The following is an 18,499-nucleotide window of genomic DNA, read 5'->3' as shown; positions in this document are numbered from 1 at the left end:
GCGGCGGTGCGGAACCTGCCATGGCCGGTTGGCCATCACATTTCGGGCGTTGGCATTCGGCAATGGCCCTCCGTGTGCGACGTGGAGTGGTGGGAGAAAGAGGTAGAAGTTCAGACGGGAGCGCCGAGCGACACGGGGTCGGGGCCCACCGCTTCGTCCATCTCCTCCTTCCGGACAGAAACGTCTGCCCAGGTGATCATTGTGGGGTGCCACAGTACGTCATGTGGGCCTCGGCGGTTCGGCCGGCCCAGGACCCGAGCCCGAAATGTCCTCCGCTGCGCCGCGCGGAACCGCCGGTCAGCGTTGCCCGCCGCGCTCTGTAGCGCGGCCCGGGCCGGCCCGGGCCGCTGGCGTCAAACAGGGCCAGCGCGACGCCGGAGGAGCGCTCGGCGACGTACGAGACGAGGGCCGGGTCGTCGGGATGTGGCATCGGACGACGCTGTCACGGGAAGCTCGGCAGCGATGACCGCATTGACCGCCGGTGTCACCGTTCCTGAGCCATCGGCTCGACGTGGAACCCGCCTCTGCCGTCGAACCGGACTTCGTACAGTCGGTCGAAGCCATCGGCCTGCCGGGGGCGTCGCAGCCGCCTGAGCGTGTCGTACAGCCCGACGTCCGGCACCCGATCTCCATCTTCACGCGCGGCGTTGCGGGCGAGCGCCGCGGGCAGATCCGGCGGGAACCAGTACCCGACCGCCGACGCGCCGTGAGCGCGGGCGGCCCCGATCAGCGGTTGCCACTCCTGCGGGGAGGGATTGGTGTTGTCCACCACGACGCACCGCCCCGCCGCCAACGCCTCGGTGACGAGACGCATCTGACGGCGCTGACGGTTACGCGCGTTGCGGAACGCGTCCTTGCTGACCACCACGTGAGTCTCGGCCAACACCCGGCGGCGGAACCTCGTCTTGCCCGACGCCTGCAGACCGATCAGGATCGCCACTTCCAACCCGTCACCCACAGACCGCCTCCCCGCTGCGACGACGTACCCGTCAGACCCGATCGGCGACCATCACCCGGCTGTGGCCGAGCGACCTGGGGTGGCGCATCGGTGTGGCCAGAGCCCGCGCCGTGTCGAACAGGTTCTCGTCCCTGGTGACGGCGTAGCCGTGCTGGTGGAGCAGGGCGGCCATGGCGGTGGGCGTCCAGGTCGAGCGCCACGGCTCCTTCGCCCAGACGCTCGACCGGCCGGTGGAGGCCATCAGCAGCCGGGCCAGAACGCGGCCCAGCGTCGTGGACGTTCCGGGCGCCTGGAAGTTGACGATGAGCCGGCTGTCGGGCGCCGAGCAGGCGGCGAGCGCGGTGGCCGTGGCGGCCACCTCCGCCGTGGTCAGGTACGGCACGACGCCTTCCCAGACCCAGGTCGTGGCACGGTCGGCGCGGTGCCCGGAGGCCGCCAACGCCTCGGCCAGGCGGTCGCGGCCGAAGTCCACCGGCACGAACGTCGGCGGGGTGCCGGGCAGGCCTTCGGCGCGGTCGCGCTTGTCCTGCTGGGTGGCCGGCTGGTCGACCTCGAAGACCGTTACACCGGCGAGTTCCGGCATCCGCCAGGCGCGGCCGTCCAGCCCGGCACCGAGAATCACCAGCTGAGGGCTGGGGTGAGCGCGTATCGCGTCGTCGATGGCGACGGTACGGGGCACGATCAGCTCGGCGTTGGCCCGCACCGTCTCGTAGTCGACCCTCTGCTGCCACTGCCGGGGCACGGCACCGTCGCGGACCCACTGGACGGCCGCACGCTCGGTGGGACGCAGCAGGGGCATGGCTGTCGGATCCGCGAAGCGGCCGGGAGCGATCAGCCCGTCGGCGGCCGCGCGCCCCTGGCAGACCAGTACGGCCGTGCGGCTCGCCCGCAGAGTGTGCGACATCGCGTTCTGCCCTCCGCTGAGACGTCGGCTCTGCGGTTGACGTTAGCGGCGGGCGCGGCTGGGCACGCTGACATTTGTCATGGCTGAGCGGCGCCTGCCGACGTGCCAGATGGATCGCACACTCGCGGGACACCGGGCAGCGCCGCGGGCGGGGAGGCCGCTTCGGTCCTTCCCGCCCGCGGCACGTCCGGTCAGATGCCGCAGTTGGGGGCGGACCAGGTCTGCGAGGACTTGTGGGCGACGTGGGTGTGGTCGTTGTGGCCGGGGTAGCCGGGGCCGAGGATCTCGCGCCAGCCGTGGTAGCGGGCGCGCTGGGCGAGGGTGCACAGTGAGTGGGGCCCGGCGGCGAGGTCGACCGCGTCGCCGTAGAGGTGCCGGCTCGTCGATGAGCCGCCGACCGCGTTGTTGCACGCGTGGCTGCGGAAGGCGCTGGTGACGATGACCTGCCGGTCACCGAGGGCGTGTCGCATGGCCTGCAGCTTCCACATGTTCACCAGCGCGTTGAACTTGGCGGTCGAGGCCGAGACCGCGCCGCCGGACCAGTCGGAGTTGCAGTCGTTCAGTTCGGCGTAGCTGAAGTTGACCGGGGTGCAGTCGTTGTCCTGCAACTGGTAGATCTTGTTGAACACGGCCGGGCCGGCGGTGCCGTTGTTGTCGAGGCCGTAGGCGTTTTTGAACCGGTTGACGGCGGCCTTCGTCGCCGGACCGAAGATCCCGTCGATGCCGAGGACCGCGCCGTAGCCGGGGTAGCCGGCGACGCGGATCTGTAGCTGGCGGACATCCTCACCGGACATCCCTTCGGTCAGTGTCCGTCCCCACGTGTAGCAGCCGTCGGCCTGGGCGGGTGCGGCGGTGGTTACCACGCCGAGGAGACTCGCCATGGCGGCGAGGCTCAGCGCGGCGACAAGGCTGGCGGTACGTCTGAACATCCTGGCCTCCAAGCCAAAGAGCCACATATTGACGGATGTGACTGAGTATCGCCTCGCCGTCAATATCTGTCCATGGCCTGGCCCAACGCGGCAGATTCTTTCGCCGCGAGATCACCCCCACGCCGGGTTGCGGTAGGTCATCGTTCGGGTTCCGTTCTTCCGTCGAGGCGCGAGCAGGGTGCTCACCTCGGTGTACAGGCGGCGCCGCACCGCGGCCGTCGCATCTCGGCCCGGCTCATCACCCCCCCGAGCACGGTGCCGTTGTCGGCGCCGCTAACGGTCGCCGGAATGGAAACCCACCGCTGGCGTCAGGTCGATCAGCCGCGATTGGGGTGAGGCCCGGACTTCACCAGAGGGCGCTGTCGAGGATGCGCCGGGGCAGGTTCAGCCACCATGACGCCGCAGCGCGGGGTTCTGCGGGAACGGTGGCGTCGCCCCGGACGAGCTGGAGCATCCGTTCGTTGCGGGCGATGCCAAGCGCGTAGACCAGTCCGACCAAGGCAGTTGCGTGCGTGGTGGTTCGGCTCTGCCGCCATCGGCGAGCGTGGTGCGCTATCGCCTGTCTCCAGTAGTGGTCGCTGCTGCGGCCGCCGATGTGTCCGATCGCCTGAGTGGCGGCCAGGGCGATGGTCGAGGGTAGCCCGGTTGCCGTGGTCAGCCGCTCGATCATGGGGCGCTGCTCCGACGTGCCGATGATCCGGAGCGCCTCAATGATGGTCAGCGCCTCCTCGACGGGACCGCTGGCGGCGCTGACGGCCAGTTCGGAGGCGAGCGTCGTGGCGAGAGGTTGACGGTAGGGCGTGCCGGAGAGCAGCATCGCGGCGTATAGCCGGACGTCGAAGACCGGGCTGAACAGCATCTCCTCCAGCAATGCCGGGAGCAGTTGGTCGTGGAAGTGGGGCGCCTCGACCGATGTCTGGGCCAACGCGGCGCCGGTGATGCGCGCGACCCGCACCGCCGCTGCCTCTTCTCGCACTGGATGCCTGGCGTCCAGCGCCTGTTGCATGGCCGGATCGGACGTTATCGCCCGGCTGAGCTGCGCCTTGGCGCTCGCGGAGACGTCTGCCGGAAGCCGTCGTAGCAGTTCGGCGGCGAGCGGCTGTGCCCGGGCGTACGTGGCAGGGTCGAGAACCATGTCGTGGACGATCGGTAAGAGCCGCTGCAGCTGCCCTCTGGTGAAGTGTCCGTACCGTAGCTTGCGGATGCAGCCGAGCAGGGCTCCGTACTGAGCCCGGTCGTTCGTGGGGCTGATGAGCTGTGCGAGTAGGTGTCGGCTTGCGTCCGGGTGGGGACTGCCGTCGAGGATGCTGACGGTCTCGACGAAGACCTGACCGGTCCGGTCGGCGGCGAGATCGGCGCAGGTGGCGATGGCGGCCTGTTGGCCGACGGGGTGGGCGAGGAGTCGGTTGAAGGCTTCGTGACGCTGCATCCACGCCACACCGTCGGCGATGATCATTTCTGAGAGCAGTCGCTGGGCCATCTTGTCCCACGCGGAGCGCGGTGTGATGATCTGGCGCGGGGTGGCGGCGAGATGAGCGGTCAGCTCATCCCATTCCGATCCGGTCACGATGCCGTCGGAGAGTACGAGTTCCAGTAGTTGGTCAATTTGTGCGGGCTTTTCGGTACTTCGCGCATCTGCGCCTCTGGCTAGCAGGGGAGAAGCGCTGACATCCGGTGCGAAGTATCGGTAAATGGTGTCAAGAAGCGCAACGAGACTGCCGCCGGGAAGGTCGAGCAACTGCTCGTAGCGTCGCACGGCCAGGTACGGCACTCGGACCGCCGCCGTTTCCCAGCGGGAGATGCGGTAGACACTGGTGCGTTCCCGCCAGCAGCCGCCCTGGAACGCGTCTGCGAACGCGGTCGCTGCCGTCCACTCGCCCTGCTGTCCGTGCAGCCGGTTAACGCGGAGCAACCAGGCGGCCCTGTCCTGATGCGGTGGCCAGCCCGGTCGAGCGGCTGTCTGGCGTGGCGAGCGAGGCGGCCGGCCCCGACGCCCCGTAAGTCCACTCCCGCTCCCCACAGCGCATTTATTGCACGCCGATAAGCGGAGTGCAACAGTGCGGCTACGACCTGACACTGAACGTACCTTTGACTGACCGCCCAACCAGTACGGCCAATATCCGAGTCGCCACTCGAAGATCGAATCGCAGTTTTCGGGGCGGATTCGGTGTGGGTTGGCAAGCGGTGGCCCGGACGTCAGCAGGGAGGACGGATGGACATCATTCGCACCAAGAGGGCAGCCGAAACGATCGCACCGGCTGGGTCGCTCTCTCGTATCCCGCAGCCGCGTGGCGTCGTCACCGGGGCGGCGAGTCCGCAGCCGGTGCAGTCGCCGCGGATGCCGTCGCTGGAGCGGGCGATCCGAACGGTGCCGGTGCCGGGGGCGCCGCCCCCGTTGTCCCGCGAGGGGGCCGCGGTTGGTCTGGCCTTCCTCGACATGGCGTTGCGGCAGAACCACATTCGCCGGCTCACCGAACGGCTGTCCTTCGTCGAGCACGGCGTCGCGAGCCGAACGACCGAAGTCGACGTCCGGTTGAGCCTGCTGGACCCGAGCCAGCGCGAGGCCAGTCACCTGTTCCAGCGCCTCAGCAGCCGCAGCGCCCGGGACCCGGAACAGGAGCAGCCCTCCACACCCACCATCTGGGTGCCGGTGACCCGCATCTCGAGACTGAGTGTCTCGCCAATCGATGTCGTGGACGCCGCCGGGAACAAGCTTCCACGGCTGACCCAGTACGAGACGTCCCGGCTTCTCGCCTCGGGTCTGTACCGCCTGTTGAAGGGCATCCTGTCCAGCCGGCCGGAGTCGCGACAATCGTCCAACGTGAGTCGGCTGCTGCGTGAGGAGCAGGCCCGATGGCTCATCCAGGCTGCTCTGCTCGCGCTCCTGACCGAACGCACCAGACCGTTGGGTGACGTCGAGCAACACGAGTACGGAAACCTGCAGACTTCGGCAGTCGGTGCCCCAGGAGCCGATGACTGCCGGGATCTCGTTCTGTCCGTGCTGCGCCAGTACGCGCCGCAGCTGGATTCCTACGCAAACCTGCTCGACGTGGCACTCAACGACTACCTCCTGGTCACCGCCCTCGACCTGACCAAGGACGACCACCTGCTGAGCTACGACGCGCCGGTGCATCTGCGCGAGCAGGGCCGGGCGGCCGGCCCCGCCCGAGTCTGGTCCCGCTCGACCTCGGCCCGTTACCGCATCCAGTACCTGGCGCGGATACCCGCGAGCCTGCGTTCCTACCACGTGGTCGCCGAGACCGAACCGGGCGTCCACATCGAGGCGATGTCCCTGGTGACCGACGTGGACGAAGCGACGGCGAAGGAGCTGGCCACGGATCTGCGAGCTCTCGCCGACCGGCTACGCAGGCACAAGTCCGCGCGGCAGACCGAGACGCGCCTGCTGGAACTCGAACTGCAGTCAGCGCTCGGTCGCCTCTCCGAACTTCTCCGATCCCGGCAGTGGGACGCCAGCCAGGCCGGGCTGGAGATGTCCGACGACGCCCTTCAGCACAGCAGGTGGCTGGCGAACCTGTATTTGTCCGCTGAGCCGCTGGTCAACGAACCGGACAGGATGGAGGCGCCCCTACTGACGAACCTGACCGCCGACCGTCTCGAACACGCCGCCGACGAGGTCGATAGGCAGCAGCTCGGCTCCGACTTCTCCGTGGAGAACGACCCGGCGAGCAGTCGAGCACACGCCTACTGGAGGCGCACCTCACCCCGATCGTCCGACGGCGAACACACCTCCGTGACATGCACACTGACCCTGCGCGATGCGACCGGGGTGCGCCCGGGCAGCGTCATCGCCTTCGCGGTCGCCGTGGCCACCACGATCTACCTGGTCGGCGCTCTGCTCGCGGGAAGTCCGTGGCCTTACGGTCGTTCCGCGAACGGGTCGTCGAACGCGGACGCCGTGGTCGCGGTGCTGCTGCTGGTGCCCGGATTCCTCTACACGAGGCTCGACCTGCCGATGCGACACACGATCCTCGGGCACCTCCGACGACAGTCCAGGCACCTGGCCCACTTGTCCATCGCGTCAGCCGTGGGCGCCTCCGCCGTCATCGCCACCGACGTCCACGGCCCCGCCCTCGGCGGGATGCTCGGCCTGACGACGGCACTTCCGCTGCTCGCGGCGGCACTGGTACACCGGCGCCTCGCCAAGCACCGCGACCTCGCACCCGCCCGACTGTCCGCTCCGAGATGGCTTCTCCCGCCAGCGGCCACGCCGGTACCGACGGACGCCGTCTTCCAATCGACTGGATGGCATCATGAGTGACGACGAAGAGAACTCCCCTGCCGCGCTAGCCGACCTCGCCCGAGCCGGATTTCTGATGGCGAGGCAGTCTCTGATGCAGGTGAACTTCGAGGTACACCACGTCCTGGACCGCGGCGGCTACCTTCGTGACCTGTTCGGCGACCGGGCCTATGCCGGACGGTTTGCGCCGCCGCAGCCTGACCATCGCGGCGCGAACGGCAGCCATGAAGCACGGCCGGCGCGCCAGACCCCGCGCGAGACCCTTTCCTCCGCCGCGCACGGGGTCGGGCTGGTCATCGGGACATACGTCGGCGCGCTCCCGCAAGGCATGCAGCGCCGGCGTCGGGGCAGTGACCTTCCAGTGGCACTCAGAGTCGATGATCGATCCCCCGACGAGTGGGTCTTCCAGGGCACGGCGTGGCCCAACCCGACCTTCATCTACGAGTCGGGGCAGAGGTTCGAGGGCCTGATCCTGATACAGGAGAACACCACCCGGTGGTCGAGCTTCCACAGCCGAGCGATCGCCGAGTTGATTGCGGAGATTGCGAGAGTCGCCGCTGAGCACAAGGCACCGTTGCTGTCCGTGCAAGGCCCGGTTCAGCTGCCCGCCCGGCCCGACGACGGGCAGTGGCCCGTGCCGTCCGCCGTCGCGGTGCGATTCGCTATGGCGCTGCGACGCGCCGGCGCTGAACGGCGCCTCAAGCTCTCCGAGGCGTTCGCGCACTTCGCCGGCAAACGCGGCTACGGGTTCTGGCGGGCCGACATCCGGCCGGGCCACCGGCAAGGCAACTGGTATCTGGTCCGCCCGTACGACCAGTCGAAAGCCGAGCAGGGCGCGGCCCGGACGCGGTGGGACGGCGCGGAGGCGCGGTGCTGCCTGCCCCTCACCTTCGTCGGCCCCGCCCGCGTCGGATCGACCAGTGCGATCATGTCCTACCTTCGGGAGTTCCCCGAACTGGGCGTGCTGGCCTGCTCGATCATTTCGCTGGACGATCTTGCCTTCATCCACCTGCAACTCGCCGTCAACCGGCTCCCACCCGGAGGAACCGACGAGTTCGAGAAGGACCTGCGCGGGCGCATCCGATCGGCACGCGGGGACGACAGGGAGGGTCGGACGAGTGCTCCGCAGGAGCTGCTCCCCGAGATCCTGCCGCTGGTGACAGGGAACGACAACGGCAAGCCCGACCGAGACAAGCTCACCGGCCTGACCGACCGCGCGGGTGACTACCAAGTCCTCACCGGGCCGACCATGCTCGTTCGACCCGGCGAGGGCAGTGACCGCATCCCGCTCTGGTTCTCCTGGCGGGCGGCCGGCACGGACGACGGTCTCGCCGCACCCCTGATCGCCTTCATGGACGCACTCAAGGTGACGGGTCTCACTCCCGCCGTCGGCGAGATGGAGGAGGTCGGAGCCCTGCCGAATCTCGACTACCTGGTCTGTCGGGATGTCGGCGAGTCGACGCTGCGGGGGAGAGGGAAGATCACGCTCTCCCGCCGCATGCTTCGTCAGTTCGCGGACACCAGACCCGACGTCATCGGCCCCCGGATATCCACCAACCTGGAGGACGCCTGGCGGGTCGAATTGGCTCGACACGCGCTACCCGGCGGCGTGGAAGTCTCGGTGGCGTGGATGGAGTACCGCCTCAACAACTCGACGACCTTGATGTGATTTCAGCCGTTGCGTGGCCGCTGCCGGCTGGCCTCGACGGCGGTGGCGGCCTTCTCGCCGCCGAACAGCGCCTGGACCGCCGCCAGAACCTCCTGCGAATCGTTGGCCATGGCCCTATGCGCCTGGGCGAGTAGCGTGTCCTTGTCGGCCTGCCGCTGCCGGTCGAGGTCGGCCAGCAACTGGTCGAACTGCGGCACCGACGGCTCGCCCATGAGTGCGCGGGCCGGCGGCTGGAGGCTCATGAGGTGGCAGAGCAGCCGCAACGGCCGGTGACCGTACACCCGGGTCCCGCCGGGCAGGGTGGGCAGGCCGTAGGTGCGCAGCGTCGTCACGGCGCCGTCGAGCAGCGGCGTGGCCCAGTGGGCATTGTCGAACAGTCCGGTCGAGGACGCCTCCGGCAGGCCGAGCCCGGCGACGAGCTTCTCGACCTCCTTCTGCGCATCTGCCGCGACGACGAACACCTGTGGCGAGATGCGGCTCCGGTGGAAGACCTCCGACCAGGCGCGGCGGTGCTTCGACGATGTCCCCCGGGCAGTATCCGCACCGGGAGACACGGCGTTCCCGCGCGGTGCCCATCGCGGGCGTGCCGCTGGCCGGCCACGTCCAGCAGGTGCTCGAGGGCCTCCCGCGACCGGCCGGTGGCCGTGGCGAGCGCCCCGAGCGGATCGTTGTGCCCGCGACCGGTCAGGTCCTCGAAGAGGGCGAGCAAAGCCGAGTCGAAGCCGTCGTCGGCCGCACCCCGAGCGCGGGCCAGGTCGGCGAGGCGGCGTTCGATGTACCGCCGCCCCATCACCTGGTAGGCGCCGACACTCGGCAGCTCGTGGTACTCGGCCACCATGTCGTCGACCTGCCGTCCGAGCCGGTGCAGGGTCGCCGAGGTGAGGCCGTGTTCCCGGACGTTGGGCGGAGCGTCGTCGGCGATGCGGACGACGACCTCGTCGGGTCCAGGGGTGCCAGTCGGTGCCGCGTCGGCGCGCCAGCGCACCGCGATGACGCAGCCCGCGTCCGTGCGGGACAGCTCACTGGACGGGCCGGATGCTGCGGGATCGTGATTCGTTCGGGACATGACACCTGTCTCTCCGGCGCCTCGTGAGCATCTCGTTGTCCGGCCCACGCTTCTGGCAGTCAGGGCGTGGGCGTCGAAGTCGGGGTGGCTGCGCCGATCACGCCGCCGAAGAACACCATGATCGTGAAGGCGATCATCGGTCCGACGAAGACGTAGCCGAGGACCAGTCCGGCGACCGCCATGCCGCGGCCGGACTTCGTGCCGTGGCGCGTTTCGTGCAGGCCGACGTGGCCGAGAATGACGGCGAGGATGCAGGGCAGCCCGAACAGGCACCACCCGCCGAGCACGCCGAGGATGCCGAGCACCATCGACGCGGTGGCGGTGCCGGAGGCGGGCGGGGCCTGCACCACCACCTGCGGCACGGGCGGGTGATAGCCGTACGGCGGGTAGGGGCTGGCAGGGACGGCCGAGATCGGCGGCTGCGGACGGGTCGGGTCGTATCCGGGCTGGTAGGACAAGGTGGCATCCCTCAGGTCGATGGTGTCGGGTCAGTTCGGGTGGGGGCGGTCCTGACCGCCCGGCTGAAGCCGAGTGAGCAGGGCGCTCACCTCCGCGTGCAGGCGACGCAGCTCCGCCGCCGTGGGCGCCAGCTCGTAGCAGTGGTGATGGGCGGCGGCGGACAGCGTCGTCCAGGCGAACGCCACCCGGCGGGCGGTCTCCGCGCCCGGGCCGAGCCGGCCGCGCAGCATCAGCTGCTTCGCGCGGCCCTGCCGGCAGCCCGCCACCGTCGGCTTCACCCGCCGCCAGTAGGCGTCGATCCCGCCTTCGAGGGCGAGCCGGATCAGGCAGGCACAGGCCCGCGGCCACCACCCGGCGGTCACCGCCGCGGCGCCGAGGACACCGGACCCCCGCAGCAGCTGGTCGGCCGCCGCCAGGCAACGCTCGGGCGTCGGCGCGGTCACGACAGCGCCGCCGTGAGGAGGCGCGCGTCCGCGACCAGCCCGGGCAGGTCCGCCAGGTACGCGCCGTGCACGCCTTCCCGGCACGCCTGGTACGCGTTGACGGCCCGCGGTCCGTGCCGGCGGCCGAGCCAGCCGAGCACGTCGCCACCCCGGTCGGCGTCATCGAACGCCGCGAGGGCGACGGTAGTGGTCAGCCGGCGGGACGCATCCTCGATCGCCTTCTCGGTGTCCGCGTGCGGCACACCTCGCCCCACCCGGGTCCGCCAGATCACCCGATGGCAGGCCGCTTCGATCGCCGATCGGCACAACTCCGCGACCACCGGCCCGCGTGCCTCGGCGGCGATCTCGTCGTTGCGCGCCAGCGCGTACGCGTCGTCCAGGTGCCGGGACACCGGGTCGGATCCGGCCCGCAGCGTCACCACGGACCGCTCCGCCCGGGTCACCTCGATGATCCGGGCCTTGCCCAGGTCGAGCCGCCGGACCGCGTCCGGCAGCCGGGTGTCATGAGTGAACACCACCACCTGCCGCTGCTCGGCCAGCTCCGCGAGCATCCGGGCCAGTCCGTCCACCTTGGCCGGGTCCATGCTTTGCACCGGGTCGTTAACGACGATGAACCGGAACGGGCTCTCCGTCGCGCAGCCGCGCGGCAGGAACGTGGCCAGACCGAGGGCGTGCATCTCACCCTGGCTCATCACCCCGAGCGCGGTGCCGTTGTCGGCGCCGTCCACGCTGACCGGGAAGGCCACCCGGCGGCGCGTGTTGCTGCCCTTCAGGGTCATCGCGCCGCCCTGGCGATGCGGCGCCTTCTCCTTGCCCTGGTCATGCAGTGATGCCGACAGCGGGAGACAGTGCGGTCGCCGACGTGGGCTGGCTCCTGTCGTCTCAGGGACAGAACACTCTCCCGGTCTGCCTCGGCCGGCAGCATGAGCATCGGAAGTGGGCGGACGTGTCCCGCGTCTGTCCATCCGAGGGGGGAGATTTCATGATTCGATCAAGACAGGCCCGGTCGACGTTGGTAGGCCTGGCGGCGGGAGCGGTGGTCGTCGGTCTGCTGCCGGCGGCACCTGCGCTGGCACATTCCGACGCTCCGACAGTGCGGGTGATCGCGGACGGTCTGCTCAACCCGCGCGGCGTGACGATCGGTCGCGACGGCGCCGTTTACGTCGCCGAGGCCGGCGCCGGTGGACCCATGGCGGCGGAGGTGCCGGGCGGCGGGGGGCCGAGCGGCTCAACTCTGTGCTTCGGCGAGACCGGCGGGGTGACCAAGGTCCAGCACGGAAGCCAGCGTCGCATCGTCAATGGCCTTCCGTCCTACAGCGGCGCGGGCGAGAACGGCACCTGCGACCCCGCGGCGATCGGCTTCGCCGCCACCGGCCCGCATGACGTCGTGGCTGATCATCCGAACACGATGCTCATCGCCATGGGGCTGGGCGCGCCGCCGGAAGTCCGTGACACGATCGCGCAGGACATCTCGTTCGCCAGGGAGTTCGGCACGGTCAAGCGGGTCCGTGGGTACGGGGGCGAGCGGACGATCGCCGACCTTGCGGCGTACGAGGGCGCGAACGACCCGGACGGGGGCGGGCCGGACGCCAACCCGTACTCGGTTGCGGCGCTGCGCGGGGGTGCCACCCTGGCCGTCGACGCCGGAGCCAACGCCCTGCTCAGGGTCGGCGCCAATGGCCGAATCAGCACCGTGGCGACGTTCCCTGCCGCGGTGCGGCCGGTGCCCGCGCTGACCTGCCCGGCGCCGCCGGACTTCCCGCCGGCCGGCACCCCGATACCGTCTCAGGCCGTCCCGACGTCGGTGGTGGTGGGCCCGGACGGCGCCTACTACGTCGGTCAGCTCACCGGCTTCCCGTTCGCCCCGGGAGAGGCGCGCGTGTTCCGGGTGGACCCGCGCACCGGCCACGTCTCGACGTACGCCCGCGGGTTCAGCGCGATCGTGGACATCGCATTCGGGCCGGACCGTTCCCTGTATGTCCTCGAGATCGCGCGCGCCGGTCTGCTGGACGCCGAGGTCTGTGGCAACCTTCCCGGCCGGCTGGTGAAGGTCAGCCACGGGAAGAAGTCCGAGGTGCGGGTGCCGGGTCTCGAGGTCCCCGGCGGTCTGGCCGTGGCGAAGGACGGCACGATCTACGTCAGCAACCGCAGCATCCTCCCGGGCGGGGCGGGTCAGCTTCTCAAGGTCACACCCCGACGCGGTCACTGAGCGACGACGGCCGGCGGGGTCAACGAGGATCTCGCCGGCCGCCTCCGCCTGGCCAGTGCGGTGTCAGCATGCGGGCGATGCCCGGTCGGTCAGGCCGACCAGAGCACCGGGTTGAGGGGGCCGTCGGCGACGCTGCCGACCGGACGGCCACCGAGGAAGGCGGCGAGGTCCGCCTCCTGGTAGCGGTTGGTCGGCCGGGTCACTTCGATGGCGGCGTCCATGTAGATGACGGTCATCACCCGCCGGGGCGTGGCGCTCGTGTTCGGGGGCGCCCGGTGGATGGTCCAGCCGGAGTGGAAGCTGACGTCGCCGATCGCGTACGGCGAGTCGTCAACGCGGTAGCCGGACTCGGTCACAAACGCGTCGAGGCGCGCCTGCGACTCGTCGCCGATCGCGAGTTCGCGACCGTACTCGGAGCGGTGGCTGCCGGCCGCCAAGGTCAGCGGGCCGAGTTCTTGCGGGGTGTCCTGTAACGGGACCCAGACCGTGACGGTGCGGTCGCTTGACAGCGGCCAGTAGTGCTGGTCGACGTGCCACGGCGTGATGCCACCGCCGGCCTCCTTGTAGAGCGCCTGGTCGTGGTAGAGCCGCACCGCCGGCACCCCGAGCAGCTGGGCGGCGATCCCCGCCAACCGGCGGGAGAAGGCAAACTCGCGAACCCTGTCGCTGTGTCGCCACAGGTTGATGACCTGGAGGAACGCCCGGCTGTAGGTGTCCCGCTCGGACAGCGGCAGGTGCTGGGTGTTGAGCCGGATGACCTGCTCGGTGATCTCCGGCTCGTAGCGAGCGACGACGTCGGGGCTGAGCACGCCGCGCAGCTTCACGAAGCCGTCTTCGGCGTACCGCGCGACGTCCTGCGCGCTGACTGCATAGTGCTGGTCGAGTTCGGTGGCGGTGGTTGTCATCGAGCCTCCCTTGGGTCGCCACCTGAGTGTGTGGGGGAGCAGGGCTGGACCACCACGCCGTCGGCGGCCGAAACCGATACTCTGCCGACCGATTCGTCGCGGCCACCGTCCTTGTGCGGCCGGCAGGGTACCGTTCGGGCATGCGTCCGTCGTTGGAGCGCGTGCCGTCCTCGCCCTACCTCTCGTGGCACCACGGGGTGCGCGCCGAACCGCGGTTCGCGTTCGACTGGCACTACCACCCCGAATACGAGCTGACGCTCATCGTCGCCGGCTCGGGCCGGCGTTACGTGGGCGACCGGGTCGACGACTACGAACCCGGCGACCTCGTCCTGGTGGGCGCGCTGACGCCGCACACCTGGGAGTCGGGCCCGGCCGGCTGGCACGAGGCCGTCACGTTGCAGTTCCAGCACGACGCGTTCGGCACCGGTTTCTTCGCCCGGCCCGAGTTCCAGGGCGTCGAACGGCTGCTCGAACGCTCCGCGCACGGGCTGCGCTTCACCGGCGGGGGCGCCGAGGAGGCAGCGGCCGGGATCCTCGGGATCGGCGGCCTCGACCCCGCCCGGCGGTCGATCCGGCTGCTCGACATCCTGGTGTCGCTCGCCGAGCTTCCCACCGAGACGCTCGCCACGCGCTCGCTGGTGACCGACGTCGACGCCTCCTCCCGGCGCCGGGTCGACCTCGTGATCGGGCTGGTCCGCCGCGACTACGCCGAGGAGATAACGGTGGCGCGGGCGGCCGCGCTGGTGGCCATGACCCCTGACGCGTTCGGCCGCTTTTTCCGGCGCCACACCGGGCGCACCTTCACCGACTACGTCAACGACGTGCGGCTGGCCGAGGCGTGCCGGCGGATTGTCGAGGCCGACGCGGCGATCAGCGAGATCGCAGCAGCATGCGGCTATCAGAACCTGTCGCACTTCAACCGCCGGTTCCGGGCGCAGACGGGGATGAGTCCGCGCGAGTTCCGCCGCCACTTCCGGGCGGTGGGCCGGGCGGCGCGTTGACCGCTCCATCCTCGGGTGACATTCGTGCACCGACCACGGTGACGCCCGCAGCGAGTACGTCAGCGTCCGTCGGGATACCGGCCGCTGCCCGACCAGACGGTGGATTGTTCCGGCCGAGGGCAGATTTCCGCCGCACCTGCCCCGATGACCTGCTGCCCGGGCGGCCTTCAGGCGTCGTGGGCGAACAGGGCCAGGCGTACTCGGTTGGGGCTGCCGGTCTTGGTCATCAGGCTGGTGATATGGGTCTTGACCGTGGTGACGCCGATGTGAAGTCGCTCGGCGATCTCCGTGTTGGACAGACCCTCGGCGACCAGGTTCAGCACATCCTGCTCGCGGGCGGTCAGTCCCTCGACCGGCCGGGGTGTCTCGGTGCGGGCGTGCACCGCGCGCTGGACCAGGCGCCGTAGCACCTCCTGGCTGAACGGGCTGTCGCCGGCGGCGGCCCGGCGGACGCCGTCCACCAGGTCGCCGGGGGGTGCGTCCTTGAGCAGGAATCCGCAGGCGCCGGCGGTCAGGGCCGGATACAGATGGTCGTCATCGCCGAACGTGGTCAGCACCAGGACGCGGACGACTGGTCGGTCGGCGAGGATGCGACTGGTCGCGGTGATCCCGTCGACGCCCGGCATGCGTAGGTCCATCACGACGACGTCGGGATGGAGCCGCGCGGCGAGGGATACGGCATCGCGGCCGTTGTCGGCCTCGCCGACGACTTCGATGTCGGGCTGGGCGTCGCACAGCATGCGCAGGCCTGCGCGGATGAGGTGCTGGTCGTCGACCAGCAGGACGCGGATCATGCCGGCTCCGCCGTGCGCGGCCCCACCGGGGTCTCGCGCTCCTGCCGCACGGATGGGGCCGGTGTGACGGCGGGGGAGGGGGGAGACGGCGCCGGCGCGGTGGCCGTGGCGGGAAGAACGGTCCGCACCCGCCAACCGGTGCCTGTCGGACCGGCCTCCAGCTCGCCGCCGAGGACCTCGACGCGCTCGCGCATACCGGTGATGCCGTGGCCGCCGCCGGGCGGCATCGCCGCCGACACCCACCCGCGCCCGTTGTCCGACACCGTCCAATGGACAGCCCCGTCGACCATTGTGACCGACAAGCGGGCCAGCGCGGACGTGCCGGCGTGCTTGGCCACGTTGGTCAATGCCTCCTGGGTGAGACGCAATACCGCCATTCCTCGTACCGCGTCGAGCGAGCCGATCGCCGAGTCGATGTCGGCCTCCACCGTGACACCGGCCTGGCGGGCCCGGTCGATCGCCGCGCCGAGGGCCGCCGGAAGCGCCGACGGCTCGATCGCGGTCAGCGCGGCGTCGCCGCGCACACCGTCGGGGTCGCGCAGGACCGCGACCAGCCGGCGCAGGTCGGCTAGTGCTGCGGTGCCCGTGGTGTGCACGTCGTCGAACACCTCACCCACTCGTGGGTCCAGATCTGTCAGTACGTGCCGGGCCACGCCGACCCGCAGCACCATCGAGGCCACGTGGTGCGCGACCACGTCGTGCAGCTCCCGTGCGATGGCGCTGCGTTCGTCGGCGCGCGCGGCGCGGTTCTCCGACTCGCGCCGGCGCTGCTCCTCCGCTGCCCGATCCTGCGCCTGTCGGGCCAGCTCCCGGGTGGTCCGGAGAACCAGGCCGAGGAGCAGCGGGATGCCGACCTCTACCAGCAGCCCGAAGACGCCGGAGAGGAGCCGTCGGAACGGGTCGCCGATCGAATCGGTCAGTTCGACCATGGTCAGCAGCCCGGCGGCCAGCCAGATCGTCCGCGGTCGCCGCGCCCGCATGGTCAGCTCGAGCAACGCCCAGCTGGCGCCCACCTGGTTGATCGTGATGTCGTCGATCAGCCAGATCGCGATCGCCAGTAGTGCGGCCTGCGCCAGCAGGTTGACCAGTGGCCGAGCGTGGAACAGCAGCGCGAGGCCGAACGCGATCACCGCGAGGATCCACTGTGCGGCGGTGGGCCCGCCGCCCATCGGGGCGCCGAGGACCAGATAGCAGATGCCGCTGAGGTCTAGCAGGATCATCCGTACGAGGGTGTCGCGCACGTCGAACAGTCGTCCCAACCAGCCCACGGGGTCAGCCTAGGTGCTGCGGTTCGGCGCTACGAGCGTCCGCCGGCCGCGCCCACCTGGTCCTGACGGCGAGGTAGGCGGCCAGGCCGAGCGGCCCGAGCAGGATCGTCAGCACCAGCACCGCAGCCATGACCAGCGCCGGCACGCCCCGTTCTCGGCTGTCGAGCCACGCCCACCGGCCGACGAACAGGTCGAACGCGATCATGTGCGCCCAGGCCGCTGCCGCACCGTCGTCGGTGCCCAGCAGGTTGCGTACGCCGTCCAAGGTCGGGGACGTCACGGCCGGCAGCACCTCCCCGATCGCCGGGAGCACCAGGATCGCGTAGATCACCAGGACCGGTGCCACGATCAGCGGCGACCTGATGATCCGGGCGGTCAGGGACCAGTGCGGCAGCAGGATCATCAGCGCCCAGAAGGGCGCGGCCACCGCGAACGTCAGCGTGAACAGAGTCGCGGTCATGCGGCCAGTGCCATCTTCAGGCGGCGCCGACGGGCCACGACCGCGCCGGCGGCGGCTGCGGTCGAGACCACCAGGGCCGTCACGGCGGCCAGGGTGAGCGCGTCCGGTCGCAGCAGCGGCTGCCCCCGCAGAGCCTGCCAGGTGAGCAGCATTGTGAGAGCACCGTATGCGCCGCCCGCCACGATCACCAGTCGCGCCTGAGTACGCTCGTCCAGTCGCCTCCCGAGGAACTGGCCCAGCAGGATCGCCAGGATCGGCAGCGCCTGCAACGCGTGCATCCCCACGAAGTGGCCGATCCGCAGATCTCCGCCGGTGGTGCTCCACCCGACCAGCGGCAGTCCAGGTCCGCCGTCGGCTACGCCAACGCTGTGCGCCCCGGAGATCCCCTCGATGCCCGGCTCCTGGCTGGGCAGCACCATCGGTATCGCCACCAACATGCCGAGCAACGTCAGGCCGAGCCCCAGCCCGACCGCGTACTTGGCGACCCGGTCCGCGAGCGGCTGACGCAGCACCACGATCCCGATGACGAGGTGCGCGGCGAACAGCACCATGATCGCTGCACCCATCAGCTCGAACAGGGCGGCGTTCAGCGAGGTGGTCCCGTTGAAGTGGCTGGTCGTGCCGCGCAGCACCTGCCCGACGATCACCGCCATCTCCACCACCCCCATCGCGACGATGACGGTGCCCGCCCACTCCGCGATCCGGCTTCGTCTCGGCAACAGGGAGAGCATCCAGGCCAGGGTGGTGCCGTACAACACGAACGACACGGAGAACTTGAACGGCTTGAGCCAGATCGGCACGCCGGTGAGAACGCGCGAGTCGGCGATGATGCCGACCGCGGAGACGAGGGCGAGCACCGCCATCGCCGAGACGAAGAGCATCAGTGGGCGGTGCCAGTGTGCTACCCGGTGCATCGTGGTTGTCATACCTGCAGATGCTGCTTCGCCGGCCTTCGGACTTCGCCCGACCTGAGGCCCCGGTTGCGGCCGGCGGTCGGAGTTCATGTCTCCTCCCTTGGGAGGAGACGGGGGCCTGAGCCCCAGTCCGTGCCGTGCCCGTCCTTCGACGTCGGGATCGTCCGACCACTACATGAGGTTTGCTGACGACGGTGCAGCCGCTGACGTGGCCTGCCCACGGTCGCGCCGGCAGGTTCGTGTCGGCGCGACCTGCATTCGG

Annotated in this window: 18 protein-coding genes; 5 read left to right on the top strand and 13 right to left on the bottom strand. The window is 70.2% G+C overall.

Features of this window, described 5'->3' with window-relative positions; genetic code table 11:
• Positions 1 to 484: 484 nt before the first annotated feature.
• The 4 genes from O7603_RS07905 to O7603_RS07890 form a co-directional block, all read right to left on the bottom strand.
• A complete protein-coding gene (locus O7603_RS07905) occupies positions 485 to 940 on the bottom strand; it encodes an AAA family ATPase (RefSeq protein ID WP_281575028.1) in 456 nt (151 codons plus the stop codon).
• Between the two features lie 49 nt (positions 941 to 989).
• Positions 990 to 1,862 carry a class I SAM-dependent methyltransferase gene (locus O7603_RS07900; protein ID WP_281575027.1) on the bottom strand — a complete coding sequence of 291 codons (873 nt, stop codon included), beginning with the start codon at positions 1,860 to 1,862 and terminating at the stop codon, positions 990 to 992.
• A 191-nt stretch (positions 1,863 to 2,053) separates the two neighbouring features.
• On the bottom strand, positions 2,054 to 2,791 hold the full coding sequence (locus O7603_RS07895; RefSeq protein ID WP_281575026.1) for a D-Ala-D-Ala carboxypeptidase family metallohydrolase: 738 nt from the start codon (positions 2,789 to 2,791) through the stop codon (positions 2,054 to 2,056).
• 346 nt (positions 2,792 to 3,137) lie between these two features.
• The gene (locus O7603_RS07890) at positions 3,138 to 4,703 is read right to left on the bottom strand and encodes a hypothetical protein (RefSeq protein WP_281575025.1); all 1,566 of its coding nucleotides are present in this window, start codon (positions 4,701 to 4,703) and stop codon (positions 3,138 to 3,140) included.
• A 300-nt stretch (positions 4,704 to 5,003) separates the two neighbouring features.
• Here O7603_RS07890 and O7603_RS07885 point away from each other — a divergent pair, with 300 nt between their 5' ends.
• On the top strand, positions 5,004 to 7,070 hold the full coding sequence (locus O7603_RS07885; protein WP_281575024.1) for a hypothetical protein: 2,067 nt from the start codon (positions 5,004 to 5,006) through the stop codon (positions 7,068 to 7,070).
• Positions 7,063 to 8,718, top strand: a complete 1,656-nt coding sequence (locus O7603_RS07880; protein ID WP_281575023.1) for a hypothetical protein — start codon at positions 7,063 to 7,065, stop codon at positions 8,716 to 8,718. The genes O7603_RS07885 and O7603_RS07880 overlap by 8 nt, the downstream gene beginning before the upstream one ends.
• Positions 8,719 to 8,720: 2 nt before the next feature.
• Here the strand turns inward: O7603_RS07880 and O7603_RS07875 are convergent, their stop codons facing one another.
• A complete protein-coding gene (locus O7603_RS07875; RefSeq protein ID WP_281575022.1) occupies positions 8,721 to 9,179 on the bottom strand; it encodes a hypothetical protein in 459 nt (152 codons plus the stop codon).
• A gap of 59 nt (positions 9,180 to 9,238) precedes the next feature.
• Between O7603_RS07875 and O7603_RS07870 the strand changes: the two genes are divergently transcribed.
• A complete protein-coding gene (locus O7603_RS07870) occupies positions 9,239 to 9,811 on the top strand; it encodes a hypothetical protein (protein WP_281575021.1) in 573 nt (190 codons plus the stop codon).
• Between the two features lie 32 nt (positions 9,812 to 9,843).
• On the opposite strand, the gene O7603_RS07865 is transcribed toward O7603_RS07870, so the two are convergent.
• The 3 genes from O7603_RS07865 to O7603_RS07855 form a co-directional block, all read right to left on the bottom strand.
• On the bottom strand, positions 9,844 to 10,146 hold the full coding sequence (locus O7603_RS07865; protein ID WP_281575020.1) for a DUF4190 domain-containing protein: 303 nt from the start codon (positions 10,144 to 10,146) through the stop codon (positions 9,844 to 9,846).
• A 126-nt stretch (positions 10,147 to 10,272) separates the two neighbouring features.
• Positions 10,273 to 10,686: a hypothetical protein gene (locus O7603_RS07860; protein ID WP_281575019.1), complete on the bottom strand. Its 414-nt coding sequence runs from the start codon at positions 10,684 to 10,686 to the stop codon at positions 10,273 to 10,275.
• On the bottom strand, positions 10,683 to 11,465 hold the full coding sequence (locus tag O7603_RS07855; protein WP_281575018.1) for a hypothetical protein: 783 nt from the start codon (positions 11,463 to 11,465) through the stop codon (positions 10,683 to 10,685). Before O7603_RS07855 ends, O7603_RS07860 begins: the two co-directional genes overlap by 4 nt.
• A gap of 203 nt (positions 11,466 to 11,668) precedes the next feature.
• On the opposite strand from O7603_RS07855, the gene O7603_RS07850 reads away from it, so the two are divergent.
• Positions 11,669 to 12,895 (top strand): ScyD/ScyE family protein, encoded by a 1,227-nt coding sequence (locus tag O7603_RS07850; protein ID WP_281575017.1) that lies wholly within the window; start codon positions 11,669 to 11,671, stop codon positions 12,893 to 12,895.
• A gap of 89 nt (positions 12,896 to 12,984) precedes the next feature.
• Here O7603_RS07850 and O7603_RS07845 read toward each other — a convergent pair whose 3' ends face one another.
• Positions 12,985 to 13,800, bottom strand: coding sequence for a phytanoyl-CoA dioxygenase family protein (locus O7603_RS07845; RefSeq protein ID WP_281575016.1), 816 nt, complete (start codon positions 13,798 to 13,800; stop codon positions 12,985 to 12,987).
• 140 nt (positions 13,801 to 13,940) lie between these two features.
• On the opposite strand from O7603_RS07845, the gene O7603_RS07840 reads away from it, so the two are divergent.
• Complete coding sequence (locus tag O7603_RS07840) at positions 13,941 to 14,801, top strand: AraC family transcriptional regulator (protein ID WP_281575015.1); 861 nt, start codon at positions 13,941 to 13,943, stop codon at positions 14,799 to 14,801.
• Between the two features lie 167 nt (positions 14,802 to 14,968).
• On the opposite strand, the gene O7603_RS07835 is transcribed toward O7603_RS07840, so the two are convergent.
• From O7603_RS07835 to O7603_RS07820, 4 genes are read right to left on the bottom strand one after another with little or no spacing between them, the layout of a single operon-like run.
• Entirely contained in the window at positions 14,969 to 15,595 is a 627-nt protein-coding gene (locus O7603_RS07835; protein WP_281575014.1) for a response regulator transcription factor, read from the bottom strand.
• Positions 15,592 to 16,863, bottom strand: a complete 1,272-nt coding sequence (locus O7603_RS07830) for a histidine kinase (RefSeq protein ID WP_281575013.1) — start codon at positions 16,861 to 16,863, stop codon at positions 15,592 to 15,594. Before O7603_RS07830 ends, O7603_RS07835 begins: the two co-directional genes overlap by 4 nt.
• Before the next feature lie 4 nt (positions 16,864 to 16,867).
• Positions 16,868 to 17,323 (bottom strand): ABA4-like family protein, encoded by a 456-nt coding sequence (locus O7603_RS07825; protein WP_281575012.1) that lies wholly within the window; start codon positions 17,321 to 17,323, stop codon positions 16,868 to 16,870.
• Entirely contained in the window at positions 17,320 to 18,249 is a 930-nt protein-coding gene (locus O7603_RS07820) for a hypothetical protein (RefSeq protein WP_281575011.1), read from the bottom strand. Before O7603_RS07820 ends, O7603_RS07825 begins: the two co-directional genes overlap by 4 nt.
• Between the last annotated feature and the right edge of the window lie 250 nt (positions 18,250 to 18,499).

Origin of the sequence: Micromonospora sp. WMMD812 (assembly GCF_027497215.1) — a bacterium.
GTDB lineage: Bacteria > Actinomycetota > Actinomycetes > Mycobacteriales > Micromonosporaceae > Micromonospora.
This window is presented reverse-complemented; position numbering and strand designations above follow the sequence as displayed.